This window comes from Mesorhizobium sp. A556 (assembly GCF_054489545.1).
In genome coordinates this window covers 141,770-166,362 of record NZ_JBTMXA010000004.1, presented here as the reverse complement: position 1 = coordinate 166,362, position 24,593 = coordinate 141,770, and the positions used below count along the sequence as shown (strand labels likewise).

Sequence of the window (24,593 nt, the reverse complement as noted above, 5' to 3'; positions counted from 1 at the left end):
TCGTTTGATGTACAATAATTCCATTGATTGTCTACAATTATGTAATCAAAAGCAATGGGGCTCTAGTTGACATTTTTCGCTCTATACCGATTGTCTGCCGCCAGGGGAGACGGAATATGACCGAACGTACAGAGCCATCAACGCAGCAAATTGTTGAGCGCGTTTGGCTTTCCATTGCAGAGCGGCGGCTTCGGCCGGGCGTCCAGCTCAAGGAAGGGCAACTGGCTTCGATCTTCGATGTCAGCCGGGCCCGTATCCGGCAGGCATTGACCGCGCTCGAACGCGATGGGCTGGTTACCATCATCCCGAATCGCGGCGCCTTCGTCTGCGAACCTTCGGTCGATGAAGCGAGGGACGTGTTCTTTATTCGTCGTGCCGTCGAGCGTCGCGTCGTCGAGCGGCTTTGTACCTCGATATCCAAGGCGGACCTCAAACGACTGCACAATCATGTCGCCAGGGAGCGGGTGGCCAACCAGGAAAACGCGACGACCGATATCATCAAGCTGTCGGGCGGCTTTCATCTGCTGCTCTCCGAGATCGTCGGTTCGGATTTTCTCTTTGGAACGATGCGCGATCTCATTTCCCGGACCTCCCTGATCACCGCCGTGTACCGCAACAATAACCGTTTCAACTGCGGGCCCGACGAACACGCCGATATCGTCGAGGCCATTGCCAAGGGCGATGCTGAAAAGGCTATCCGGCTGATGGGGCATCATCTGGAGCATGTGGAATCCGAACTCGACTTGAGTGAGATACGCAACCTGTCTCAGGATTTGCGGGCGGCGCTGGGATAAGCCAGGCTGGATGAACTTCCTTCAATAGCTCCAAAGCACGTCGCGATCTTTCAGATTCGCTTGTCGAGCTTTAGGTCTCTGTTTTCTCGCATGTCTTTACCCCGAAACCGGTTCCCACTTTCGGGAGACATGTTCTAGGCCGGCTGGGTATCGGCCGCCTCGACGGACGGCCTGTCTTCGACCAGATGGCAGGCGATGCGTGTCTTGTTGGCGAGCGTGCGCACCTTTGGGATCTCGGCGGAACAGCGCGCGGTCGCCATCGGGCAACGCGGGTGGAAGGTGCAACCGGACGGCGGATTCAAGGGACTCGGAACCTCGCCCCGTACGATGGCACGATCCCGGTTCGGCTCTTCGATATTCGGGATCGTCTGTAGCAGGAGCTGCGTATAGGGGTGGCGCGGATCGGCGAAGATCTGCTCCGTATCGCCTTCCTCCACTATGCGCCCGAGATACATGACCGCGATGCGGTCGGACATGTGCCGAACGACGCTCATGTCGTGGCTGATGAACAGATAGGTGAGGCCGAGTTCATCCTGAAGGCTGCGCATCAGGTTGAGGACCTGGGCCTGCACTGAAACGTCGAGCGCCGAAGTCGGCTCGTCGCAGACGAGGAATTCGGGTTCGCTGGCGAGCGCCCGCGCGATGGAAATGCGCTGACGCTGGCCGCCGGAAAATTCATGCGGAAACTTTTCGCCGTCGGAAGGCGAAAGCCCGACCGTCCGCAACAGGTCGTCGACCCGCTCGGCGATTTCGGCGGCGGATTTGCGCAGTTTCAATTCACGCAGCGGCTCCGCGACGATGTTCTTCACGCGCCAGCGGGGATTGAGGGACGCATAGGGGTCCTGGAAAATCATCTGTGCCGAGAGGGCCGCGCCGCTTTTGCCGGGCGCGAAGCGAAGCTCGCCGCCTGTGGGCTTGTGAAGCTCGGTCACCAGGCGCGCCACCGTGGACTTGCCGCAGCCGCTTTCGCCGACGAGGCTCAGGCAGCCGCCCATCGGAACGGAAAAGCTGATGTCGTTGACGGCCTGGAGAAACTGGCGCGGCTTGCGTTCCAGGACACGGTTGAGCCATGGCGCCGAAACGTCGAACGTCTTGACGAGGTGTTTGACGGTCAGGGCGGGTTTCTCTTCGGTGTTGGTCGCCATCACAGGGTACCTCCGGCATGGAGCCAGCAGGCGCTCATACCGACGCCTGCTGGTGTGAGTTCGGGCCGTTCGCGCAGGCAGCGCGGGCCTGCCGACTTGCAGCGCGGATTGAATGCGCAGCCCGGCGGGATCGCATCCAGCCTCGGCATCGACCCGTCGATCTGGTTGAGGCGCTTGACGCGGGCGCCAAGTGCCGGGATCGAGGCCATGAGGCCGCGCGTATAGGGATGCGAAGGCGCGCGAAGCACCTGCTCGACCGGGCCGATCTCGATCAGCCGGCCGGCATACATGACCGCCACCCGGTCGGCAGCCTCCGCGATGACACCCATATCGTGCGTAACCAGCATGACGGCGGTATGCTTCTCCTTGCACAGCTTCCTCAGCAGCGAAATGATCTGCGCCTGGATCGACACATCCAGCGCCGTCGTCGGCTCATCGGCGATGACGAGCTTGGGCGAAGCGGCGAGCGCCAGCGCAATGACGACGCGTTGCCGCATTCCGCCTGAGAACTGGTGCGGGTAGTGGTCCACGCGCTCTTGCGGAGAAGGGATGCCGACATCCTCAAGCAGGGCGACCGCCCGCTGCCTGGCCTGCGCCTTGCCGACCTTGAGATGCTGACGGATCGTTTCGCTCAATTGCGCGCCGATCGTGAAAAGGGGGTTCAGTGAGGTCAGCGGGTCCTGGAAGATCGCGCCGATCTCGCTGCCGCGGATCTTTTCCATGTCGCGGTCGGCGAGATTGTCGATGCGCCGCCCCTCGAGCCTGATCTCGCCGCCCGCTATATGCCCCGGATACTCGAGCAAGCCCTGGATCGCCAATCCAGTCATGGATTTTCCGGCGCCCGATTCACCGACTACGCCGAGGATTTCGCCCGAACGAATATCCAGATCGACATCCGAAAGCGCGGTTACCACGCCATGGCGGCCCGGAAATTCCACCCGGAGATTGCGAACCTGGAGGACAGGGTTTCCGGCTGCTTCAAACATTTTCATCGACCTCGATCGGATAGCTCGGGGGGAAGATTTCGGAAACGGGCGGATGGTTCCAGCTGCGCTCGGGATATTTCGCGACGAGGCTGTCGAACTGGTCCTGCGCCATTTGGCGCGCCGCCTTCATGTCGATGCCGGCCACTTCACCGAACAGCATGGAAGCGTGGCCGTCGACGAAGGTGGCGCGCGTGACCTTGCCGGAGCCACCGACGACAAGCGTAGTGATTGGATCTATGGACGGCGCCATCACGGCGTCATCGAGGCCGAATACGGCGATGTCGGCACGTGCCCCCGCCGAGAGATGGCCGAGATCGGTCCGGCCCAGCGCCTTCGCACCCCCAAGCGTCGCGGCATCGAACAGGTCGGCGCAGCGCACCGTGTCCGGCGCACGGTCGTTGATGCGGCAGGCGACCAGGCCGACGAGCAGGTTCATCAGCATGTCGGCGGGCGCGGTATCCGTGCCCATGGCGATGTTGATGCCGCGGGCACGGCAGGCCGAGAACGAGTTGAGCGTGTTTCCGCCGCGCGCCGACACCAGCGGGCAATGCACGATCGAGACGCCGTGCGCCGCATAGAGCGCCAGGTCTTCTTGCGTCGCACTGGTTGCATGGGGTGCAATCAAGCGCTCGGTAAGAAGCCCTGCCTTCGCCAGCCACATCGGGGCGGTGGCGCCGTGCAAGGCGTGCACGGTGTCGACCTCCATCGTTCCCTGCGCCATGTGCAGGCGAATCTTGCAGCCAAGCTCGCGCGCTGCTTCGTCCGTGCGCCGAAGCAGGTCGATGGTGCAGGTTTCCACCCGGTCGGGTGCAAGCATGCCTCTGATCAGGTCGCCATGGCGGCCGTTTTGCCTTTCGATGAAGTCGACAGCCGCCGCCAGGCCCTGCAAACCGCGCTGCTCATCGAATATCGGAACCACCTTCCCCGGCGCTTCCAGCACCATGCCGCCGGCACGATAAGCGGGGCTGAGATAGACCCGCAGGCCGAGTTCGCCGGCGGCGTCCGCCGCCGCCTCGAATTCGGCCGCCGTCTCGCCCCACTCGCGGTAGAACAGCGATGCGATGGGCGCGGCCGTGGTGATGCCGTTGAGAAGAAGCTGGCCGAAGGCGAAGCGCTTCTGGAAGGCAAGCTCCTCCAGTGTGTACATTTCGTAGGGACCGGCCTCGACATAGGAACGCGGCCAGACCCGGCCTTTGGCCCAGCCGGGATGGCTGTCGATGCCCAGGATGGTCGTGTCGAGGTCCGAAAGAGCGTCGAGATCGATGAAGCCGGGACTGATCAGCGACGGCCCGAAATCGACCCGGCGCGCCACTTCGCCCGCAAAGCGGTGCCCAACGAAAAGGATTTCGCCGTTTTCGAACACGACTTCGCCCTTGCGGACGAGGCGGTGCCGGCCGTCGTGGTGACCGAGCACCCAGTCGGCGGTCAATAGCGTACGCCCTGCCTGCCTGGAGCCAAGCGTCAGTTGCTCGATCCCGGTCATCATCATGGCATGTCCACCGTGGCCCGGCCCTGCCGGGCGGTGATACGCCCGCCCTTGACGACCAGCGGGCGCGGGGCGACCTCCACCACCGCATGCGCCAGCGTCTCGCCGGCAAGCAGCGTCAGGTCGGCGTGGCAGCCTTCCTGCAACCCGTAACCCTCGAGCCGCATGACGTCGGCGCCGCCCTGCGAGACGATATGCAGGACATGTTCGAGGTCGCTATCCTTGCGCAGGCCGTTCTTCATGCCGACCACCCTGGCGCGGTCGAGCATATCGGGCTGTCCCCAGGGACCCCAGGTATCGCGGATGCCATCGCAGCCGGCACCGACGCGGATGCCGGCTTGCTTGAGCCGCATGACCGAGGGAACCTCGACGGAAGGCGCGCCGGTCGTGAGGATGGCGACATCGAGTTCGGCAAGCCCGTCGATCAGCCTGCCTACCCGCAGATAGTCGTTCATGCCGAGCGTGAAGGCATGGCTGATGGCGACCATGCCTTGCATGCCATTGGCCCGGATGCGCTCGAATATCAGTTCCATGGTGAACGCGCCAAGATCGCCAAGTTCATGCAGGTGAATGTCGATGGGACGCCGATGCTTCACGGCCAGCCCGAAGAGCGCATCCAGTTGCCCCTTGGGATCGCGATCGATGCCGCATGGGTCGATCCCGCCCAGCACTTCGCAGCCTTGCCGCAGCGCCTCGTCGAGCAACTCCAGCGTACCGGGCATCACCATGACGCCCGATTGCGGAAAGGCGACGATTTCGATGTCGATGATGCCGCGGAGTTTCTCGCGGGTTTCCCACACGCCTTCGACGATCGACAGGCCGTGCGCGGTGTCGATGTCGACATGGCTGCGGATATGCGTCGCGCCATGCGCCGCCAGCCCGATCGCGTGGCGCATGGACTGCCGGTGCGGATCGATGCCGATGGCGCCGCGGTTCTCGCGCTCGAAATCGATGCGCTCGCGCAGCACTGCGGCACGGTTGTTGACGTGCCAGGGCATGCCCCATGTGGTCTTGTCGAGGTGGGTGTGCGCGTCGATGAGGCCCGGTATGGCGATGGCGTTACCGCCATCCTCGACCGGCATGCCCGGTTGCGGCTCGAAGTGGCCGAGGCCGGCGATCCGCCCGTCCCGTATCAGGATATCGCAGGTTTCGCCCGCCATGGGGCGCACGTTGCGCAGGAGAAGATCGGTCATGCCGGGCTACCTCAGTTTCGGGTTGAGTGCGTCACGCAGCCAGTCGCCCAAGACGTTGACGGTCACGACGAGCATGCAAAGCTGGAGCACGGGAAACAGCACGATCCACCATGAGCCTGAAAACAGGAACTGGTTGCCGATGCGGATCAGCGTTCCCAGCGACGGCTGGCTCGGTGGCATCCCGATACCGAGGAACGACAGCGTCGCTTCGGTGAGGATGGCCATGCCGAAATTCAGCGTCGCGGCGACCAGGATGGGGGTCAGCGTGTTCGGCAGTATGTGCCGGGCCATGATCCGGCGGGCGGGCACGCCGATCAGCCTGGCTGCCTGCACATAGTCCTTGCCGCTCTCCACCACGGTCTGGGCGCGCACCGTACGGGCGTACTGAACCCAGGCCGACAGGGCGATCGCCAGCACGAGCACGCCGGAGGCGCCGACGTTGCGCAAGCCGGGCGGAAGCATCTGCCGCACCACGGTCGATACCAGTATGGCGATGAGGATGGTGGGGATCGAGAGCGTTATGTCCCCGAAGCGCATCAGCAGGTTGTCGACAAAGCCGCCAAAATAGCCCGACACAAGACCGGCGCTGATGCCGGCCAGGAGCGACAGGGCGACGGAGGCGACGCCGATGACGATCGAGATGCGCGTGCCATAGAGGATGGCGGAGAGCATGTCGCGGCCTTGCGTGTCGGTGCCGAGCAGGTAGGGCCATTCGCCGCCCTCCTGCCATAGTGGCGGCAATTCCGCCTTCCACATGTCCAACTGCGCGCCGTCATAGGGGTTCTGGGGGGTGATCAGCGGCGCGAACAGCGCCGTCAGGATCAGCAGCGCCAGAAGGGCGGCGCTGAGCATCGCCGACTTGTTGTGCGTGAACGACCACCACAGGTCGCTGTCGCGGACGCGCCTGAAAAACGGGGGCCGTGCCGGCTTCGCGATTGCCGGCTGCGATATCTCGACAGTCATCGGACGTCCATCCTTCGTGAAACTAGCGCGCGGTGCGCAGGCGAGGATCGATGACCGCATAGGCGATATCGACCATCGTGTTCAGCACGACGAAAATGAATGAGATGATGCACAGATATGCCGCCATCACCGGGATATCGATGAAGGTCACCGCCTGAATGAACAGCATGCCCATGCCGGGCCATTGAAAGACGGTTTCCGTGATGAGCGCGAAGGCGATCAGCGAGCCGACGTTCATGGCCGTCATCGTGACCATGGGCATCAGGCAGTTTCGCAGCGCATGGCGAAAATAGATGCGCCAGCGCGGGATGCCTCTCGCCCGGGCGAATTTCACATAGTCGGAACGAAGCACCTCCAGCATTTCCGCGCGGATGAGGCGCATCACCAGCGTGATCTGGTAGAGCGACAGCGAGATCGAAGGCAAGATGAGCGCCGCGCGGCCCGACGGCGTCAGCAGCCCGGTCGACCACCAGCCGAACTTGACGACGTCGCCGCGCCCGAAGGCTGGCAGCCAACCCAGGATCACCGAAAATATCAGGATCAGCAGGATGCCGACGATGAAGCTCGGCAGGGAAACGCCGATTACGGAGACGAATTGAAGGCCCTCCGTGTACCAGTGCCCGCGTTTTATGGCCGTCAGCACGCCGAGCGGAATGCCCAGCACTAGCGAGATCAGCGTGGCGATCAGCACCAGTTCCAGTGTCGCGGGAAAGCGCGCCGCGATCAGCTTCAGCACATCCTGCCCGTTGCGGTAGGAGATGCCGAAATCGCCCTGCGCGGCATTTACGACAAAGCGCGTATACTGGACGGGCAGGCTGTCGTTGAGGCCCAGCCGCTCCCGCAGATTGTCGCGGTCGGCCTGCGTCATCTGCTCGTTGGCCATGAGTTCGACGGGGTCTCCGGCCAGGCGAAAGATCAGGAAGGCCAAAAGCGCGACCGCCAGCATCACGAATATCGCGTTTATCAGCCGCCTGACGATGAAGACCAGCATGGGATACCCCCAATTTCAGCCCGGCCCGGGCGCTGCTGCCCGGACCGAACGTTCTTCCTATTTGGAAATGTGGGTCAACCAATGACGGACCTTGTTGTCCGGCAATTGCGCAATGTGATCGATCCTGTCGGTCATCACCCACGCCATGGGTTGCTGGTGCAGCGGCAGCATGATGATCTCATCCTTGACCATGCCCAGCGCCTTGGTTTCGAGCGCCAGCCGCTTCTCCCGATCCATTTCGGTCGAGGCCTGGACGATCAGCTTGTCGATCTCGGGATAGCTCCAGCCGCCCCAGTTGAAGACGCCGGCATTGTCCGACTTCGTCTCGATCATCTGCAGCAGGATGGAGTAGGTGTCGAGCATCGGCTCGGTCGCCCAGCCGATCATATAGACATCGGCCTTGCCGCTGGTGCGCTTCGGTGCCTGTACTGCCATCGGCGCGATATCGAGTTGAGGCTTGAAGCCGACGCGGCTCAAAAGGTTGACGATCCCCTGACAAAGTTCTTCCTCGTTCACGTAGCCGTCATTCGTACACACCATGGTGAAGGCGAAGTCGGTGGCGCCCGCTTCCGCCAGAAGCTTCTTCGACAGTTCCGGATCGTAGGACAGGGGTTCGTCCAGCGCTGCGGAATAGCCCGGAATCTCGGGGGCGACGATCGTTCCCGCCGTCCGCGACTTGCCGCGCATGATGCGCTGCTGGATCAGTTTGTGGTCCAGCGCATGCGCAAATGCCTGGCGCACGCGCAGGTCGTTGAATTTGTTGTCGTCGCCGTTGACAAGCTTCGGCCTGCGGTTGAAGCCGACCATGACGGTGCGCAGGTCGGTGCGCTCCATGACCTTGAGCCCGGGCTGCGCGGTCAGCCGCGGCAGGTCCTGGGAAGGTGCGTTGTCGGTGAAGTCGATTTCGCCGGACAACAGCGCCGAGACGCGCGTCGCGGGCGAGGTGATCGGCGTGAACTCGATGCGATCGATATTGGTTTGGGACTTGTCCCACCAATTCGGGTTCCTGACGAGCACGGTCTTGCTGTCGGGCACCCGGCTCTCGACGATGAAGGGGCCGGTTCCGTTGGTGTGATAGGTCGCGTAACCCTCGATCTGGGCGCCGACATCCGTCGGCTTGAGCGAGTCGTGTTCGGTCAGCCAGCCCATGTCGAAAATGTGGATGTTCGTCAGGTCGTTGAGCAATAGCGGGTAAGGCCCGGTCAGTTCGATGTCGACCGTGTAGTCGTCGACCTTGGTGGACGATTTGTACGCGGGCAGATTGCCCCTCAGCGGCGAAACCGGATCGCTCACGCGCTTCAGCGAGGCGATGACGTCGTCGGCGTTGAAATCGGCGCCATCGTGGAATTTCACGCCCTTGCGCAGGTGGAAGCGCCACACGCTGTCCGAAACCGTCTCCCACGACGTCGCCAGCGCAGGCTCGATCTGCAGCTTGTCGTCGTAGCGGACGAGACCTTCATAGACATGGTTCAGGAAGGCAAGCGTATAGCTGTCCCCGTAGGAATAAGGGTCGAGCGAGAAAATATCCTTCGACGCGCCCCATTTGAGCGTTTCAGCATGAGAGGGAAAAATGAGGCCCAATGCCACCGCGGCCGCGAGGCCAAGTTGCTTCAACATTTTTAATTGCTCCGCTTCTGGAAGTGTCCGCCTCCTTCAGGAGGTCTCTTCTGATTATCGGTTTACTCGAAAGGTCCCTGGGCCTATTCGGCCATGCGCGTCAGCCAATGGCTCGGCTGGTTGTCGGCGCGGATCACGACAGCCTCGACCTTGAAGCCTTCGTGGTTGAGGAATGCCAGATCCGATGTCGAGCCATAGAAATATGGATCAAGGGAAAAGACGTCGCGCTGCCCGGCCCAGCGCAGTGTCGCGGCATAGGCCGCCGTTGCGAAGATGAGCAGGGAGGCCGCCGTCAAAAGGGCCCTACGCAAGCGTGTCATCAGATCCATCCTCCATGGAACTATCACAACGCCGGTTCACGACGTCCCATCCCTATTCATTGCGAGCCTTTCCCGTTTTGTCAATATGATTGTCGACAAAATAAGCTTGGATTGACGGCATTCGTGGTTGATAATGTCGAAGCTACTCGGGCGTTCCCGGCGCGAGGGGCAACGACTGCGGACGGGCGGAACCGCGAATTCAATGATGTCTGCGAGACGCGACCGTCGAGCGATGGAGCGCATGCCTGTCGCGCACTCCCGGTTCCATTTCACGATGGAAGAAGCCCTGGTTTCAGGCAGCAGGATCATGCCTGGGCTGGATCACGCGCGTGTGCGCTTGCCGTCCTTATGAAGCACAATCGAAAAGCGGTGGGCGTTTTGGGGATACGGTTACTTGGCGCGGATTGGCGCCGATCAGCCAGCGACGACCAGTCGCGTCCCGGCCGCGGCAAGCGCCTCGGCGACATCGGCTGCGGGCGGCAAGTCGGTCGCCAGTTCCGAGAGCCCGCTAAAGCCGCACACGCGCACCAGGCCCTGACGGCCGAATTTGGTGTGATCGGTGACGACCACCGAGCGCTGGCCGCGCGACAGTACCATGCGGGCGAATTCGGCTTCCGCCAGGTCGTGATCCATGACGCCGTTGGCGGCTTCGATCGCGCCGGCTGAAATGATGGCGTGCGTGACGCTGAACCGGCTGACGAAATCGATGGCGGAAACGCCGAAGGCAGCGCCTGAATCGCTGCGCAGTTCGCCACCCGCCATATAGACCTTGTTGCCGTTGACGGTCGCCAGCGTGCGGGCAATGTCGGACGAGTTGGTGACCACGGTGAGCCGCCGGTGGCCAAGCAGCTCGCGGGCGAGGAAACTGGTGGTCGTGCCGGTATCGAGCATGACGGATTCGCCGTCGCGGATGGTCGCGGCGACCATGCGGGCAATCGTCTTCTTCGCCTCGGCATTGTCGCGCATGCGCCGCTCGAAAGGGGCTTCGCCGGTCATCGACGGCAAGCCGATGGCGCCATGCATCTTCACCACGACGCCGTCGTCGGTAAGCGGCTTGACGTCGCGGCGCACCGTTTCCAGCGAAACGCCCAGCCTCTCGGCCAGATCGGCAATGGTAACGGTGCCGTGCTCGCCCAGAAGCCGCAGGATTTCGCCATGCCTCTTCGAGTGGATCATCGGATCGCCGCCGTCGGTAAAGTGTTCGACATGACCGCTTCTATGGCAATTTTACCCATCATTGCAACGTGGGCCACGCCATATGGTCAAATTCCCAAAAAAAACCACAGGACTCCGTTGACAGGCACTAAAACGAGCGTGACACTATCGCACGATGGTATGGCCGGAATGCCGCGAAAGACGGCACGGCTTCAATAGACATCAACGAATGAGCAGGGAGGCTCTCGATGGTTCCGCGCAATCGCATCACCAAGGCCGCACTGGGCGCGCTTGCCCTTTGTACGGCCCTTTCGCTGTCGCCGGCCTGGGCGCAGGACTCTTCCGACCCGATCAAGCTTACCTTGCACGACTGGACCGGACAGCTCATCACCACCCGCATCATGGGCGAGGTACTGAAGAAGGCCGGCAACAACATCGACTATGTGCAGGCCGACTATCTGGCGCAGTTCGCGGGCCTCGAAACCGGCGACCTCGATGTGGCGATGGAAATGTGGGAGACGACGGGCCGCGACGCCATGGATGCCGCGACCGCGACCGGCAAGGTCGAGAATTTCGGCGCGACCGGCATGAAGGCCAAGGAAGAGTGGTGGTTCCCCGAATACATGAAGGAGGTGTGCCCCGGCCTGCCCGACTGGAAAGCCCTCAAGGATCCGAAATGCGCCGAAGCCTTCTCGACCGCCGAAACCGCGCCCAAGGGCCGTTATCTCGGCGGCCCGGTGACATGGGGCGGCTTTGACGACGAGCGCGTGGAAGCACTCGACCTGCCGTTCGAGGTTATCCATGCCGGCACCGACGCGGCGCTTTTTGCCGAACTGGAAAGCGCCTACCAGCGCAAGGCGCCGATTCTTTTGTGGATCTACGCGCCGCATTGGTCGACCGCCAAATACAAGGGCGAATGGGTCGAGTTCCCCGAATACACCAAGGAATGCTACGAAGACCCGAAATGGGGCAGCAACCCCGACATGGCCTATGATTGCGGCAAGCCGCACGGCGAAATCTGGAAAGTCGGCTGGGTCGGCGTGAAGGACAAGTGGCCGGACGCCTACAAGGCCATCAAGGCCTTCACCATCGACAATGACGAAATGGGCCAGATGATCACCAAGGTCGATCTCGACGGCCAGAAGGTCGACGACGTGGTGGCCGAATGGATGGGCGCCAATGAAGCGCGCTGGTCCGGCTGGATCAAGAAGTAGCAGCCATCCAGAACCTGCGGCGCCAGGTGCCGCGGGTTCGTCCTACTTCGACCTTTGCCGACGGCCGGTTTTCCGGGCGGCCAGCTTTCCGGGCGGCCAGCTTTCCGGGCGAGCGACTTTCCGGGCGGGCGGGGTCCGGCGGTTTGCATGCAAACGACCCCATATGTGATTAATCCATGGCTGAACCACAACCAAAACTCGTCTGCCGCAATGTCTGGAAAGTGTTCGGCTCGGGAGCGCGGGAGTTCCTCGACAAGGCCGGGGCGGCGGTAAGCACCGAAGAGCTTTCCCGAAACGGATTGGTCGGCGCGGTTCGCGCCGTGGATTTGGAAGTTCACACGGGCGAGATTTTCGTCATCATGGGGCTTTCCGGCTCCGGAAAGTCGACGCTGGTGCGCTGCCTGTCGCGGCTGGTCGAGCCGACCAGCGGCGAAATCCTGTTCAACGGCGAAAACCTGCTCGAAGCCAACGACGCGCGCATGATCGAACTGCGCCGACATCGGATGGGCATGGTGTTCCAGCACTTCGCGCTGTTGCCGCATCTCAGCGCGCTGGCCAATGTGGCCTTCCCGCTCGAAGTGCAGGGCATCGACAAGCCCACGCGCGAGGCAAGGGCTCGCAAGATGCTCGAACTGGTCGGGCTTTCCGACAAGGCGAATTTTTTCCCGCGCGAATTGTCCGGAGGCCAGCAGCAGCGCGTCGGCATCGCGCGGTCGCTCGCCGGCGAGCCCGAACTGTGGTTCCTGGACGAGCCGTTTTCGGCGCTCGATCCGCTGATCCGGCGCGAGATGCAGGACGAGTTCATGCGCCTGCAATCGGTTCTCCAGAAGACGATCGTCTTCATCACGCATGATTTCGACGAGGCGATCCGCCTGGCCGACCGGATCGCCATCATGAAGGACGGCGAGATCGTCCAGGCGGGAACGCCCGAAGACATCGTGCTTAATCCGGCGACCGCCTATGTGACCGAATTTACTCGCAACGTCTCGAAGGCGAAGGTGATGCGGGTGGCGTCGGTCATGCGGCCGGTGGATGGCGGCGCGTCGCCCGTCGAGGGCGGCGTTGCCGTGATGGCGCGCACAACGGTTGCGGGTTCGGCGGCCCTGTTCGCGGACGGTATCGAGAGGCTGCGCGTCGTCGATGAGCACGGCGAGACGGTCGGCACGCTTGAGCGCGCCGACGTGGTCGAACTGATGATGCGGGGCTGACATGAGCAGCCCCGCGCAACCGGTCGAGACGCAAGCCCCGGCGCGGCGCACCGAGCGCCGGAGGGCGGGCGGCAGCGGCGGCGCAGCGCTCTGGCTCGCGGCGATCGGTGCGTTCATCCTGTTGTGGCAGTTCGGCGCGCATGCCAAATGGGCTTTCGACTATCCGAAAGCATGGCAGATTCCAGCCCAGCGCTGGATCGGAAGCGCCATGAAATGGCTGGTCGACAGCGCCAATTTCGGGCTGTTCAGCTTCACCGACATGACGCGGTTCATCGCCTGGCTCATCAGCCAGCCATACGAACTGGCGCTGTCGCTGCTGTCGACCGGCTTCCTGTCCGGGCAGGGTTCGAGCGCGGTGGAAATCCTGCCGCCGCTGTCGTGGATAGCGGTGGTCGTCATCGTGGCCCTGATGGGCTACCACGCCGGCGGCCGCAAGCTTGCCGTCATCGTTACCGTCTGCTTCGGCTTCCTCGCCGTCTTCGGCCAATGGAGCAGTTCCATGGTGACGCTGGCTTCCATTCTCGTCGCCGCCCCGCTCGGCGTCGCCGGCGGCGTGCTGCTGGGCATCGCGGCCTACCGGTCGCGGCGTTTCGAGCAGATGCTGACGCCGCTGCTCGACCTGATGCAGACCATTCCGGTGTTCGCCTATCTGGTGCCAATCCTGTTCCTGTTCGGGTTCGGGCCGACGGCGGCGGTGGTGGCGACGCTGATCTACGCCATGCCGCCGATGACGCGCATCACCGCGCTGGCGCTGCGCTCGGTGCCGTCGGAAGTGCTCGATCTCGGCAAGATGATCGGCTGCACGCGCCGCCAGATGACCTGGCGGGTGCTGGTGCCATCGGCCAAGGACAGCCTGATGGTGGGCGTCAACCAGGTCATCATGCTGTCGCTCAACATGGTCATCATCGCCTCGATGATCGGCGCGGGCGGCCTCGGCTTCGACGTGCTGGCGGCGCTGCGCCGTCTCGACATCGGCGCCGGGCTGGAATCGGGCATCGCCATTGTGGCGCTCGCGGTAGCCCTCGACCGGCTTTCCCAGGCTTATGCGATCAAGGCGGGCTCCGCGACCACGGCGCGCCATGCCGGCGGTTTTGCGCGGCGGCATCCCTATACGCTGGCAGCGCTTGCGGTCGTGCTGGTCACCGGCGTCGCGGGGCTCGCCCTGCCCGCTCTGCAGCGCTACCCGGAGGCGCTGCAGGTCTCGACCGGCGGCTTCTTTTCCGATGTCGTCAAGTGGATCAACGTCAATTTCTTCGACGTGCTCGAAGGTTCCAAGGACGCGGTCCTTCTCAACGTGCTGATCCCGTTCAAGCGGCTTTTGGGCGGCTTTCCATGGCTGGGCGTCACCGCCCTTCTGGCGTTTGCCGGATGGCGGCTGGGCGGTATGAGGCTCGCCGCCACCGTCGCCGCTCTCGCCTTCCTGATCGCCGCCACCGGGCAATGGGAAAAGGCCACCATCACCGTTTACCTGTGCGGCATTTCGGTCGTCATCGCCTCGCTGATCGGCATCCCGATCGGCATCATAGCGTCGGAGCGCGAAAAACTGTGGCGCTGGGTGCAGGTCGTGATCGACACGCTGCAGACGTTGCCTTCCTTCGTCTACCTGATGCCGGTGGTGATGCTGTTTCGCGTCGGCGACTTCACCGCGCTCATCGCCATCGTCGCCTATGCGGTGGCGCCCGCGATCCGTTATACCGCGCTCGGCCTGCAAAAGGTCGACCCGAAGCTGATCGAGGCCGGCCAGGCCATGGGCTGCACGCGCTGGCAGCTTCTTACCAAGATCAAGCTGAAACTGGCGCTGCCGGAGATCATGCTGGGCCTCAACCAGACCATCATGTTCGCCCTGTCGATGCTGGTCATCACGGCGCTGGTCGGCACCCGCGATCTTGGCCAGGAGGTCTATATCGCGCTGACCAAGGCGGACACCGGGCGCGGGCTCGTCGCAGGCCTCGCCGTTGCCTTCATCGCCATCATCGCCGACCGCTTGATCGCGGCAGGAGCGCAGCGCGCCAAGACGCGGCTGGATATAGCATGATGGCCCAGGTCACAGGCGAGGCCCTTGTTGCCGCCCTGCCCTGCTGGAACGGCAGCATCGAAATCGGACCGCTGGGCGGCGGCCTCAGCAACGCAAACTTTCTGGTGCGCGACGCCAGCGGCAAGCATGTGGTGCGGCTCGGGCGCGATTATGATTTCCACCACGTCTCGCGTCAGCGCGAACTGATGAGCGCGCAGGCTGCCCACGCCTGCGGCTTTGCGCCCGCCGTGGAATATGCAGCGCATGGCGTCATGGTCAGCCGCTACATCGACGGCCGCACGTTTGCCGCGGAAGACGTGCGCGCCAATGCCGACCGCATCGCGGCGCTGGTGCGCGCGTTTCACCGCGAGATGCCGCACCAGGTCTCCGGCGCCGGCTTCATGTTCTGGGTATTTCACGTGATCCGCGATTATGCGCGCTCGCTGGCGGCGGGCGGCAGCCGCATGGTGGCTGAACTGCCGCGCTACCTCGCGCTGGCGGACGAACTGGAGGCCGCGCAGACGCCGCTGCCGATCGTCTTCGGCCACAACGATCTTCTCCCCGCCAATATCCTCGACGACGGCGGCCGGCTGTGGCTGATCGATTTCGAATATGCCGGCTTCAACACCGCCATGTTCGATCTGGCCGGGCTTTCCTCCAATTCGGGCATGGCCGAAGAACAGGCCGCGCACCTGCTTGCCGTCTATTTCGGGAACGAAACGAGCGATGAAATCAGCCAGTCGCATGCGGCCATGCAGTGCGCCTCGCTGCTGCGCGAAGCCATGTGGAGCATGATCTCCGAGCTTCATCTCGACGCGCCGGGCGTCGATTACGTTGCCTACACGCACGACAATCTGGCGCGGCTCGAAGCCGCGCTGGACAGCTACAGAACGCAATATGGGATGCGCCAACCATGAGCTTGCCCACACACGCCGCCATCGTCGTCATCGGCGGCGGCATCATCGGCTGTTCCACCGCCTATCATCTGGCGCGCGACCACAAGGCCGATGTCGTGCTGCTGGAGCAGGGCAGCCTCACCTCCGGCTCGACCTGGCATGCCGCCGGGCTGGTCGGGCAGTTGCGGTCGTCCGCGTCGATCACCCGCGTGCTCAAATATTCGGTCGATCTTTACAAGGGTTTGGAGGCCGAGACCGGCCTTGCCACCGGCTGGAAAATGACCGGCTGCCTGCGTCTTGCCACCAATGAAGACCGTTGGACCGAGTTCAAGCGGCTGGCAACGACCGCCAAAAGCTTCGGCATGGACATGGCGCTGCTGTCGCCGGCCGAGGTGAAGAAGATGTGGCCGCTGATGGACACCAGCGACCTCGTCGGCGCGTCATGGTTGCCGACCGACGGCCAGGCAAGCCCCTCCGACATCACGCAGTCGCTGGCCAAGGGCGCGCGCATGCATGGCGCGAAACTGTTCGAGAAAGTGCGCGTCACCGGCTTCGACATGAAAGAAGGTCGCATCGTTGCGGTGCGCACCAACCAGGGCACCATCGCCTGCGAGAAGGTCGTGAACTGCGCCGGGCAATGGGCGCGGCAGGTCGGCGCGATGGCCGGCATCGACGTGCCGCTGCAGCCGGTCAAGCATCAATACATCGTCACCGAAAAGATCGACGGGCTCGCCACCGACGCGCCGACCATCCGCGACCCCGACCGGCGCACCTATTTCAAGGAAGAGGTCGGCGGGCTGGTGATGGGCGGCTACGAACCCAACCCGCAGGCCTGGGAAACGGGACTGCCGGGCGGCGATGTGCCCGACGAATGGGAGTTCCGCCTGTTCGACGACGATTACGATCATTTCGAGCAGCACATGACGCAGGCGATCGCGCGAGTTCCCGCATTGGAAACCGTCGGCGTCAAGCAGATGATCAACGGGCCGGAAAGCTTTACGCCGGACGGCAATTTCATCCTCGGCGTCGCACCCGAATGCGCCAACATGTTCGTCGGCGCGGGCTTCAACGCCTTCGGCATCGCGTCCGGCGGCGGCGCCGGCTGGGTGCTGGCCAAATGGGTGGTCGACGGCGAAGCCCCGCTAGATCTCTGGGTGGTCGACATCCGCCGCTTTTCCCAGATGCACCGCGACCGGACATGGGTGCGCGAGCGCACTCTGGAAGCCTATGGCAAGCATTATACGGTCAGCTTCCCGCACGAAGAATATGTCTCGGGCCGGCCGCGCATCGTCTCGCCTTTGTATGAGCGGCTGAAAAAGCATCGCGGCGTATTCGGCTCGAAGCTGGGCTGGGAACGGCCGAACTGGTTCGCGCCCGAAGGCATGGAGCCGCAGGACGTCTATTCGATGGGCCGGCAGAACTGGTTCGGGCCGGTCGGCGACGAACACCGGCATGTGCGCGAGGCGGTCGGCATTTTCGACCAGTCGTCTTTCGCCAAATACGAACTGACCGGGCCGGACGCGCTGAAAGCGCTTGACTGGATCTGCGCCAACGATGTCAGCAAGCCGGTTGGCCGCCTGACCTATACGCAATTTCTCAACACGCGCGGCGGCATCGAATCCGATCTCACCGTGGCGCGGCTGGCGGAGGAAAAATTCTACATCGTCACCGGCACCGGTTTTCGCACGCACGACCAGTCGTGGATCGCCGATCACATTCCAGCCGGGCTTGACGCGCAGCTGACCGATGTGACGGAAGAATTCGGCACGCTGTCGCTGATGGGCCCGCGCGCCCGCGACGTGCTGGCGGCCGCGACCGACGCCGATGTTTCCAACGCCGGCTTCCCGTTCGGCCATGTCCGCGAAATCGCAATCGCCGGGCATACGGTGCGGGCGCTGCGCATCACCTATGTCGGCGAACTCGGCTGGGAACTGCATGTGCCGATCGCGGCAACCGGCGAAATTTTTGATGTTCTGATGGCGGCGGGCAGGCCGCACGGCATCCGTCCCATCGGTTACCGCGCGCTGGAATCGCTGCGGTTGGAAAAAGGGTATCGCGCCTGGGGCTCCGACATCACCCCCAACGACACGCCGATGGAGGCCGGCCTCGGCTGGGCGGTGAAACTGCGCAAGAACACCGATTTCCTTGGCCGCCTTGCGCTTGAGAAGGTCAATGGCGCAGCCCTCACCAAGCGCTTTGCCGGCTTTACCGTCGATGATCCCGACATCGTGCTTTTGGGCCGCGAGACGATCCTGCGCAATGGCGAGACGGTCGGCTATCTGACCAGTGGCGGCTATGGCTACACGGTCGGCCAGAATTTCGGCTACGGCTATGTGCGCGACGCCGATGGCGTCTCCGACGATTTTCTCTCCTCCGGCGACTACGAACTCGTCGTGGCCATGAAGGCGACGCCCGCGAAAATCCATCTCCAGCCGCTTTATGACCCGTCCGGGAGCAAGGTGAAATCATGAGCTTTCGCGCGGATCGCCACGTTCATATTCTCATCATCGGCGGCGGCGCCATCGGCACCTCGGTCGCATATCACCTGGGGCGCGACGGCGCGAAAGACGTGCTGCTGGTCGAGAAATCGCAGCTCACCCATGGCTGTACCTGGCATGCGGCGGGACTGGTCGGCCAGTTGCGCGGCAAGCGGAACCTGACGCGGCTGATGCAAAATTCGGTCGCGGTCTTCGACCGGCTGGAAAAGGAAACCGGCCAGGCGATTTCGTGGAAGAAGGTCGGCTCGCTGCGGCTTGCCGGCAGCCGCGAACGCTGGAGCGAAATCCGCCGCTCGATGGGACAGGCGAAAAGCTTTGGCGTCGAATGCCACTCGCTTTCCGCCGAGGAAGCCGCCCAGCGCTTTCCCTTCATCGTCAAGGATGGCATCGAGGGCGCGGCTTTCATTCCCGGCGACGGCTATATCGACCCCTATTCGCTGACCATGGCCTATGCCAAGGGCGCGCCAGAACGGCGTGCGCATCGAGGAAGGCGTCTGCGTCGAGGAGATCGTGGTGGACAAGCGCCGCGCGGTCGGCGTCGTCACCAATGGCGGCTCCATCTCCTGCGATATCCTCGTCAACTGCGCCGGGCTGTGGGCCAAGCGCGTCGGCAACATGGCCGGCGTGCCGCTGGCGACGGGCGTGGTCGAGCACCAGTATTTTCTGACCGAAAAGACGCTGAAGCTCGACCCTGACCTGACCACGCTGCGCGATCCGGATCACAATTTCTACCTGAAGCCCGACACCGGCAGCTTTGCCATCGGCGGCTGGGAAGATGGTTCGAAAAGCTGCTGGCGCGGCCAACCGCCGCTCGATTTCGGCCGCGAATTGTTTGCGCCCAACATGGACCGGCTGGAACTGTTCGCGCTGCCGGCGGCCGAACGCCTGCCGGTGCTCAATGAAATCGGCATCCAGACCGTCATCAACGGGCCGATCCCCGTCTCGCTGGACGGCGAACCGATCCTCGGCCTGGCTCCCGAACTCGACAATTTCTACGTCGCCTGCGGCTTCACCGCCGGCATTGCCGGATCGGGCGGCGGCGGGCTGGCGCTCTCCAACATGATCCTGCATGGCGATGCCGGCATGGATCTGTGGCCTTTCGACGTACGCCGTTTCGGTGCCGTGCAGGCGCAAGGCCGCTATCTGGAAGAGCGCACCATCGAGGCTTACGGCGCCTACTACAAGGTGCATCTGCCCGGCGAGGAAACACATGCCGGGCGTGGCCTGCGCCGCTCGCCGCTCTATGCCGCGCTGCTGGCCAAGGGTGCTGTGTTCGGCTCGAAATCCGGATGGGAACGCCCGAACTGGTTTGCGCTCGAAGGCGGCACATCGGTGGATCGCGGCAGCTTCGAGGACAGGCCGGGCTGGTTCGAGGCGGTCGGCGAGGAAGTGCGCGCCATCCGCGAGCGCGCCGTGCTCATCGACCAGACGTCGTTCTCAAAATTCGAGATTTCCGACGCGGGCGCTTTCGACGCCTTGCAGGCGATCACCGCCAACGACCTGTCAGGGCCGCCCGGCAAGGCCGTCTATACCCAATTGTGCAACGAAAAGGGCGGCATCGAGGCGGACGTCACCATCGTCCATGTCGGCGAGGACCGTTTCCTGCTCGTCACCGGTTCGGGCTTCGGCATCCATGACAGCCACTGGATTTCGAGACACCTGCCCGCCGGCGTCGCGATGCGCGACGTCACCAACCAGTATGCGACGCTGAACCTGTGCGGGCCGCTTTCTCGCACCATCTTGCAATCGGTTAGCGACGACGATGTTTCCAACACGGCCTTTCCATTCCTGGCGGCCAGGACCATCGAGATCGGCAACGCAACGGCGCTGGCCGTGCGCGTCGGCTATGTCGGCGAACTTGGCTTTGAACTCTACATCCCGCAGGAATTCGCCGGCCATGTTTACGAAAAGCTGCGTGAAGCGGGCGCACCGCATGGCATCGCGGATGCCGGCTACCGCGCCGTCGACGCCTGCCGCATGGAGAAGGGTTATCTGTATTGGTCGGGCGACATTTCGCCGGACTACAACCCCTACGAGGCCGGCCTCGGCTTTGCCGTGGCGCTCGACAAGGGGGATTTTCTCGGCCGTGCCGCACTTGCCAAGATCAATGCTGACGGCGTGAAGCGCAAGCTGTGCTCCTTCACCGTCGACGGGTTTGCGCCATTCCATGGCGGCGAGGCGATCTTGCATGAGGGCAAGCTGGTCGGGTCGACCACCTCGACCGGCTATAGCTATACGCTCGGCAAGACGATTGCCTTCGGCTATCTGCCGGTGGAGTTTGCCGGCGAACAGGACTTCGAGATCGAAGCCTTCGGCAAAGCCTATGACGCGACCCGCGGCCCGCGCACGCTGTACGACGCGAAGATGGAAAGGCTGAAGGCATGAGCGACGCCGATCCCGTTTCCCCCGATCCTATTTCGCTTGCCCGCGATGCGCTGAAAACCATTCCCGCGCTCAAGGATTATCACGGAGGCATCGAGCGGCTTGGCGGGCTCACCAACCTGGTCTTTGCCGTGGGCAACTTTTGCCTTCGCATTCCGGGCAAGGGCACCGAGGAATATATCAACCGCGCCCATGAAGCGGTTGCGGCGCGCGAAGCAGCAACCGCCGGCGTCAGTCCAGAAGTGCTGCATTTCGACGACCAGAGCGGCGTGATGGTGACACGCTTCATCGCCGGCACCCAGACCATGTCGCCGGAAGAATTCAGGCGGCGACCCGGCAGTCCGGCGCGAGCAGGGCAAGCCTTTCGGCGGTTGCACGACAGCGGCGCGAAATTTCCGTTCCGCTTCGAACTGTTCGCGATGATCGACGACTATCTGAAAATCCTGTCCACCAAGGACGTCGCGCTGCCCGCCGGCTATCACGAGGTGGTGCGCGAGGCGGAAATCGTGCGGGCGGCGCTTGCCGCGCATCCCTTGCCGCTGACCGCCTGCCATTGCGACCCGCTCTGCGAGAACTTTCTCGATACCGGCGAACGCATGTGGATCGTTGACTGGGAATATGCCGGCATGAACGACCCGATGTGGGATCTCGGCGATCTCAGCGTCGAAGGCAAGTTCGACGCCGCGCAAGACGAGGAGATGATCCGCGCCTATTTCGGTGGCGAGCCGACACTGGGCGAGCGCGGCCGCATCGTCATCTACAAGGCGATGTGCGACCTTTTGTGGACCCTGTGGGGGCTGATCCAACTCGCCAACAACAACCCCGTCGACGATTTCCGCGCCTATGCCGATGGGCGTTTCGCGCGCTGCAAGGCGCTGATGGAAACGGCCGACTTCGAGCGGCATGTGACCGCGGTGGCAACGGCTAAGGTCAGGAACTAGAAGCGCAGCGACCGCAATCCCACCGTGCGATCGATGACGAGGATCGCCGCGAAGGTGAGGAAGATGCTCAACGAAGCGATGGCGGCTGCGGTCGGGTCGAAATTAAAGCGCAGATAATCGAACAGTTCCAGCGGCAGCGTGTTATTCCCGAGCGATTTCAGCAGCAGCGAGATGTTGAATATATCGAAGGAAATGACGAAGGCGAACAGGCAGCCGGTAATGATACCCGGCTTGATGGCCGGCAGCGTTACCCGCCGGAACCGCATCCAACTGCCGGCGCCGAGGCTGCGGGCGGCCTCTTCTTGCGAACTGTCGAAATTGAAAAGGGCCGACGACACGTTGAGGAACACATAGGGAAAGGTCACGACGATGTGGCCGACCTGAATGCCGATCGAGTAGTCCGTGCCGATCCCGGTTTCGTAGAAATAGAACAGGAGCGCGATTGCCGTCAGGATTTCGGGAACCAGCAGGGGGCTGGTCATGACGAGCCGTATGCGGTCGCGGTACCCACCCGCGTAGCGCGCCACGTAAATGGCGGCAAGCGTGCCGATGACGCCGTTGACGATCATGGCGACCGCCGCCAGCACCACCGAATAGAGCGTTGCGTCGAGGAACCGCTTGTTGGAAAACAGCGCCTCGAACCAGCGCAGCGAAAACCCTTCCAGCGGGAAGGCAAGGAACTCGCCGGAATTGAACGAGAGCAGAACGACCAGCACGATCGGGAACATCAAGAAGATATAGATCGCGGCAACGAGCCCGAGGAACAACCAGTCCCAGACGGTCTTTTCCACCCCGCCGGCGCTTCTCATGGCAGCCTCCGCATGGCGCGCGCCGTCAGCCGGAGATACAGGCCAACGATGATGACCGCGACGCTGGCGAGAATGATGGCGAGCGCCGCCCCCGCCGGCCAGCGGAAATTATCGACAAGATACTGGACCACCAACACCGACATAGTGCGCCCGCCGCTGCCGCCCAGCATCGCGGGCGTGACATAGGCGCTGATCGACAGGACGAAGACGAGGATGGTGCCTGCCTGGATGCCAGGCAGGCTGAGCGGCAGCGTCACCTTCCAGAAAGTGCGCATGCGCGATGCGCCGAGCGAGCGTGACGCCATCGCCAGATCGGGGCTGATCGCCTGCAGATTGCCGAGCAGCGGCAAGATGATGAAGGGCAAGAACACATGCGTCAGCGCGATCGTCACGCCGAGCGAATTGTTCATGAGTTGGAGCGGGAAGTCGATGAGGCTAACCGCCATAAACGCCTTGTTGGCGACGCCGTTGTTGGACAGGATGATCATCCAGGCGAAGGTGCGCACGACAAGCCCGACCAGCAGCGGCGACAACACGAAAATATAGAGCAGGCTGGACCAGCGCGAGCGTGTATTGGCCAGATGATAGGCGACGGGATAGCCGAGCAGCAGCGAAAGCACGGTCACGATCGCGCCGATCGCCACCGTCCGGCCCATGATGCGCCAGATAAAGGGATCGCCAAGCGCGCCGGTATAGTGAGCAAGCGTGAAACCGTCGCCATAGACGGCCCTGGTCGAGGCTTCGCGCAAGCTCATGGTGATGATGCTCAGATAGGGAAGCGCGAAGAACACGACGAGGAGCACAAGGGCGGGTGCGATCATCCATATCGCGCCTCGGCCGGGCGAGGTCTGGATGCGGGGCGCGGCGGCGGCGGCGCTCATGCGGGAAGCAGCCAGGCGTCGGAGGCGGCGAAACGCAGCATGACCTTTTCACCGGCTGCGAACGGGGTGCGTCCGCTGACGTCGACGATCATCGCTTCGCCGTCGGCGAGGCTGACGCTGAGCTGGTTGGCATTTCCCTGGTAGATCGATTTTACGACGGTTGCGTCGAGCGCGTTGCCATTGGCCAGCGTATCGGGGGCCGGCACTTCGCGCGCGCCGGCTTCCACCCTGCCGATCGCGATGTTTTCCGGCCGGATCATGATACGCACGCCCGAACCAACGGCAAGGTGCGACGGGCCGTCCGCGCCGATCACGCCGCAAGGCGCCTCGACCTTGTAGCCGCCTGCGCCCGACGCTTCGACAATCTTGCCGCCGATCGTGTTCGAGCGGCCGATGAAGCCGGCCACCGAATGCGACACCGGCCGCTCGTAGATGTCGCGCGGTGCGCCCAGCTGGGAAATCTCGCCCTCTTTCATCACCACGATCTTGTCGGACATGACCATGGCCTCGGCCTGGTCGTGCGTGACGTAGATTGCCGTGATGCCGACGCGCTTTTGCAGATCGCGGATGAAGAAGCGCATCTCGTCGCGCAGGGTCGCGTCCAGATTGGCCAGAGGTTCGTCAAGCAGCAGGACGGAAGGCTCGATAACCAGGGCGCGGGCCAGCGCCACCCGTTGTTGCTGGCCGCCGGAAAGTTCGCGCGGAAAACGCTTGTCGTAGCCTTCCAGCCGCACCAGGGCGAGCACTTCGGCGATGCGCCGCCGCCGCTCCGGTTCGGAAACCTTGCGCACTTCCAGGCCGAAGCTCAGATTCTCGGCCACCGTCATATGCGGAAACAGCGCGTAGGACTGGAACACCATGCCGATGTCGCGCCGTTCAGGCAGGGTATGCGTCATGTCCCGCTCGCCAAACAGGATACGGCCGCTGTCGGGGCGCTCAAAACCGGCGATGCAGCGCAGCGTCGTGGTCTTGCCGCAGCCGCTAGGTCCGAGCAGGGAGACGAACTCCCCCTGCTCGATGGGGATCGAGATATCCTTGAGGATGTGCAGGGCACCATACCGCTTGTTGATACGATCGATGGTCAGTGCCGTCATCCGATA

The 24,593-nt window shown here is 63.2% G+C and carries 20 protein-coding genes and 1 pseudogene; 9 read left to right on the top strand and 12 right to left on the bottom strand.

Annotated features, from left to right (window positions below):
• Positions 1-116: 116 nt before the first annotated feature.
• Positions 117-794: a GntR family transcriptional regulator gene (locus tag ACX3P0_RS11195; RefSeq protein ID WP_459079239.1), complete on the top strand. Its 678-nt coding sequence runs from the start codon at positions 117-119 to the stop codon at positions 792-794.
• A 134-nt stretch (positions 795-928) separates the two neighbouring features.
• On the opposite strand, the gene ACX3P0_RS11190 is transcribed toward ACX3P0_RS11195, so the two are convergent.
• The 9 genes from ACX3P0_RS11190 to ACX3P0_RS11150 form a co-directional block, all read right to left on the bottom strand.
• Positions 929-1,939 carry an ABC transporter ATP-binding protein gene (locus tag ACX3P0_RS11190; RefSeq protein WP_459088471.1) on the bottom strand — a complete coding sequence of 337 codons (1,011 nt, stop codon included), beginning with the start codon at positions 1,937-1,939 and terminating at the stop codon, positions 929-931.
• Positions 1,939-2,925 carry an ABC transporter ATP-binding protein gene (locus ACX3P0_RS11185; protein WP_459088469.1) on the bottom strand — a complete coding sequence of 329 codons (987 nt, stop codon included), beginning with the start codon at positions 2,923-2,925 and terminating at the stop codon, positions 1,939-1,941. The genes ACX3P0_RS11190 and ACX3P0_RS11185 overlap by 1 nt, the downstream gene beginning before the upstream one ends.
• On the bottom strand, positions 2,918-4,411 hold the full coding sequence (locus ACX3P0_RS11180) for an amidohydrolase family protein (protein WP_459088745.1): 1,494 nt from the start codon (positions 4,409-4,411) through the stop codon (positions 2,918-2,920). Before ACX3P0_RS11180 ends, ACX3P0_RS11185 begins: the two co-directional genes overlap by 8 nt.
• On the bottom strand, positions 4,411-5,604 hold the full coding sequence (locus tag ACX3P0_RS11175) for an amidohydrolase family protein (RefSeq protein WP_459088467.1): 1,194 nt from the start codon (positions 5,602-5,604) through the stop codon (positions 4,411-4,413). The genes ACX3P0_RS11180 and ACX3P0_RS11175 overlap by 1 nt, the downstream gene beginning before the upstream one ends.
• Before the next feature lie 6 nt (positions 5,605-5,610).
• Positions 5,611-6,567: an ABC transporter permease gene (locus ACX3P0_RS11170; RefSeq protein ID WP_459079141.1), complete on the bottom strand. Its 957-nt coding sequence runs from the start codon at positions 6,565-6,567 to the stop codon at positions 5,611-5,613.
• A gap of 22 nt (positions 6,568-6,589) precedes the next feature.
• Positions 6,590-7,558: an ABC transporter permease gene (locus ACX3P0_RS11165; RefSeq protein WP_459079140.1), complete on the bottom strand. Its 969-nt coding sequence runs from the start codon at positions 7,556-7,558 to the stop codon at positions 6,590-6,592.
• 57 nt (positions 7,559-7,615) lie between these two features.
• The gene (locus ACX3P0_RS11160; RefSeq protein ID WP_459088465.1) at positions 7,616-9,175 is read right to left on the bottom strand and encodes an ABC transporter substrate-binding protein; all 1,560 of its coding nucleotides are present in this window, start codon (positions 9,173-9,175) and stop codon (positions 7,616-7,618) included.
• 83 nt (positions 9,176-9,258) lie between these two features.
• The gene (locus ACX3P0_RS11155; RefSeq protein ID WP_459088463.1) at positions 9,259-9,495 is read right to left on the bottom strand and encodes a hypothetical protein; all 237 of its coding nucleotides are present in this window, start codon (positions 9,493-9,495) and stop codon (positions 9,259-9,261) included.
• 414 nt (positions 9,496-9,909) lie between these two features.
• Entirely contained in the window at positions 9,910-10,671 is a 762-nt protein-coding gene (locus tag ACX3P0_RS11150; protein ID WP_459079137.1) for a DeoR/GlpR family DNA-binding transcription regulator, read from the bottom strand.
• A 227-nt stretch (positions 10,672-10,898) separates the two neighbouring features.
• Between ACX3P0_RS11150 and ACX3P0_RS11145 the strand changes: the two genes are divergently transcribed.
• The 8 genes and pseudogenes from ACX3P0_RS11145 (at position 10,899) to ACX3P0_RS11110 (ending at position 21,803) form a co-directional block, all read left to right on the top strand.
• Positions 10,899-11,864 (top strand): ABC transporter substrate-binding protein, encoded by a 966-nt coding sequence (locus ACX3P0_RS11145; protein ID WP_459088461.1) that lies wholly within the window; start codon positions 10,899-10,901, stop codon positions 11,862-11,864.
• Positions 11,865-12,040: 176 nt separating this feature from the next.
• Positions 12,041-13,072, top strand: a complete 1,032-nt coding sequence (locus tag ACX3P0_RS11140) for a quaternary amine ABC transporter ATP-binding protein (protein ID WP_459079135.1) — start codon at positions 12,041-12,043, stop codon at positions 13,070-13,072.
• A 1-nt stretch (position 13,073) separates the two neighbouring features.
• Positions 13,074-15,107, top strand: a complete 2,034-nt coding sequence (locus ACX3P0_RS11135) for an ABC transporter permease (protein ID WP_459088459.1) — start codon at positions 13,074-13,076, stop codon at positions 15,105-15,107.
• Entirely contained in the window at positions 15,107-16,003 is an 897-nt protein-coding gene (locus tag ACX3P0_RS11130) for a phosphotransferase (RefSeq protein ID WP_459088457.1), read from the top strand. Before ACX3P0_RS11135 ends, ACX3P0_RS11130 begins: the two co-directional genes overlap by 1 nt.
• Positions 16,000-18,453, top strand: a complete 2,454-nt coding sequence (locus ACX3P0_RS11125; RefSeq protein WP_459088455.1) for a GcvT family protein — start codon at positions 16,000-16,002, stop codon at positions 18,451-18,453. The genes ACX3P0_RS11130 and ACX3P0_RS11125 overlap by 4 nt, the downstream gene beginning before the upstream one ends.
• Positions 18,450-19,476 (top strand): annotated as a pseudogene (locus tag ACX3P0_RS11120) (NAD(P)/FAD-dependent oxidoreductase); the annotation flags it as partial. The gene ACX3P0_RS11125 and the pseudogene ACX3P0_RS11120, both read left to right, overlap by 4 nt.
• Positions 19,477-19,539: 63 nt before the next feature.
• Positions 19,540-20,865, top strand: a complete 1,326-nt coding sequence (locus tag ACX3P0_RS11115; protein WP_459088743.1) for a glycine cleavage T C-terminal barrel domain-containing protein — start codon at positions 19,540-19,542, stop codon at positions 20,863-20,865.
• Positions 20,862-21,803 (top strand): phosphotransferase, encoded by a 942-nt coding sequence (locus ACX3P0_RS11110; protein ID WP_459088453.1) that lies wholly within the window; start codon positions 20,862-20,864, stop codon positions 21,801-21,803. The genes ACX3P0_RS11115 and ACX3P0_RS11110 overlap by 4 nt, the downstream gene beginning before the upstream one ends.
• On the opposite strand, the gene ACX3P0_RS11105 is transcribed toward ACX3P0_RS11110, so the two are convergent.
• From ACX3P0_RS11105 to ACX3P0_RS11095, 3 genes are read right to left on the bottom strand one after another with little or no spacing between them, the layout of a single operon-like run.
• A complete protein-coding gene (locus ACX3P0_RS11105; protein WP_459079129.1) occupies positions 21,800-22,612 on the bottom strand; it encodes an ABC transporter permease in 813 nt (270 codons plus the stop codon). The two genes, ACX3P0_RS11110 and ACX3P0_RS11105, sit on opposite strands and share 4 nt — an antisense overlap.
• Entirely contained in the window at positions 22,609-23,493 is an 885-nt protein-coding gene (locus tag ACX3P0_RS11100; RefSeq protein WP_459088451.1) for an ABC transporter permease, read from the bottom strand. Before ACX3P0_RS11100 ends, ACX3P0_RS11105 begins: the two co-directional genes overlap by 4 nt.
• Positions 23,490-24,587, bottom strand: coding sequence for an ABC transporter ATP-binding protein (locus ACX3P0_RS11095; protein ID WP_459088449.1), 1,098 nt, complete (start codon positions 24,585-24,587; stop codon positions 23,490-23,492). Before ACX3P0_RS11095 ends, ACX3P0_RS11100 begins: the two co-directional genes overlap by 4 nt.
• Positions 24,588-24,593: the final 6 nt, after the last annotated feature.

What these genes read in the sequence shown, in the direction of transcription:
- ACX3P0_RS11110 (WP_459088453.1), top strand. Translation starts at nt 20,862, where the DNA reads ATGAGCGACGCCGATCCCGTTTCCCCCGATCCTATTTCGCTTGCCCGC.
- ACX3P0_RS11145 (WP_459088461.1), top strand. Translation starts at nt 10,899, where the DNA reads ATGGTTCCGCGCAATCGCATCACCAAGGCCGCACTGGGCGCGCTTGCC.
- ACX3P0_RS11165 (WP_459079140.1), bottom strand. Translation starts at nt 7,558, where the DNA reads ATGCTGGTCTTCATCGTCAGGCGGCTGATAAACGCGATATTCGTGATG.
- ACX3P0_RS11135 (WP_459088459.1), top strand. Translation starts at nt 13,074, where the DNA reads ATGAGCAGCCCCGCGCAACCGGTCGAGACGCAAGCCCCGGCGCGGCGC.
- ACX3P0_RS11115 (WP_459088743.1), top strand. Translation starts at nt 19,540, where the DNA reads ATGATCCTGCATGGCGATGCCGGCATGGATCTGTGGCCTTTCGACGTA.
- ACX3P0_RS11095 (WP_459088449.1), bottom strand. Translation starts at nt 24,587, where the DNA reads ATGACGGCACTGACCATCGATCGTATCAACAAGCGGTATGGTGCCCTG.
- ACX3P0_RS11150 (WP_459079137.1), bottom strand. Translation starts at nt 10,671, where the DNA reads ATGATCCACTCGAAGAGGCATGGCGAAATCCTGCGGCTTCTGGGCGAG.
- ACX3P0_RS11175 (WP_459088467.1), bottom strand. Translation starts at nt 5,604, where the DNA reads ATGACCGATCTTCTCCTGCGCAACGTGCGCCCCATGGCGGGCGAAACC.
- ACX3P0_RS11125 (WP_459088455.1), top strand. Translation starts at nt 16,000, where the DNA reads ATGAGCTTGCCCACACACGCCGCCATCGTCGTCATCGGCGGCGGCATC.
- ACX3P0_RS11100 (WP_459088451.1), bottom strand. Translation starts at nt 23,493, where the DNA reads ATGAGCGCCGCCGCCGCCGCGCCCCGCATCCAGACCTCGCCCGGCCGA.
- ACX3P0_RS11155 (WP_459088463.1), bottom strand. Translation starts at nt 9,495, where the DNA reads ATGACACGCTTGCGTAGGGCCCTTTTGACGGCGGCCTCCCTGCTCATC.
- ACX3P0_RS11105 (WP_459079129.1), bottom strand. Translation starts at nt 22,612, where the DNA reads ATGAGAAGCGCCGGCGGGGTGGAAAAGACCGTCTGGGACTGGTTGTTC.
- ACX3P0_RS11170 (WP_459079141.1), bottom strand. Translation starts at nt 6,567, where the DNA reads ATGACTGTCGAGATATCGCAGCCGGCAATCGCGAAGCCGGCACGGCCC.
- ACX3P0_RS11160 (WP_459088465.1), bottom strand. Translation starts at nt 9,175, where the DNA reads ATGTTGAAGCAACTTGGCCTCGCGGCCGCGGTGGCATTGGGCCTCATT.
- ACX3P0_RS11190 (WP_459088471.1), bottom strand. Translation starts at nt 1,939, where the DNA reads ATGGCGACCAACACCGAAGAGAAACCCGCCCTGACCGTCAAACACCTC.
- ACX3P0_RS11130 (WP_459088457.1), top strand. Translation starts at nt 15,107, where the DNA reads ATGGCCCAGGTCACAGGCGAGGCCCTTGTTGCCGCCCTGCCCTGCTGG.
- ACX3P0_RS11195 (WP_459079239.1), top strand. Translation starts at nt 117, where the DNA reads ATGACCGAACGTACAGAGCCATCAACGCAGCAAATTGTTGAGCGCGTT.
- ACX3P0_RS11185 (WP_459088469.1), bottom strand. Translation starts at nt 2,925, where the DNA reads ATGTTTGAAGCAGCCGGAAACCCTGTCCTCCAGGTTCGCAATCTCCGG.
- ACX3P0_RS11180 (WP_459088745.1), bottom strand. Translation starts at nt 4,411, where the DNA reads ATGATGACCGGGATCGAGCAACTGACGCTTGGCTCCAGGCAGGCAGGG.
- ACX3P0_RS11140 (WP_459079135.1), top strand. Translation starts at nt 12,041, where the DNA reads ATGGCTGAACCACAACCAAAACTCGTCTGCCGCAATGTCTGGAAAGTG.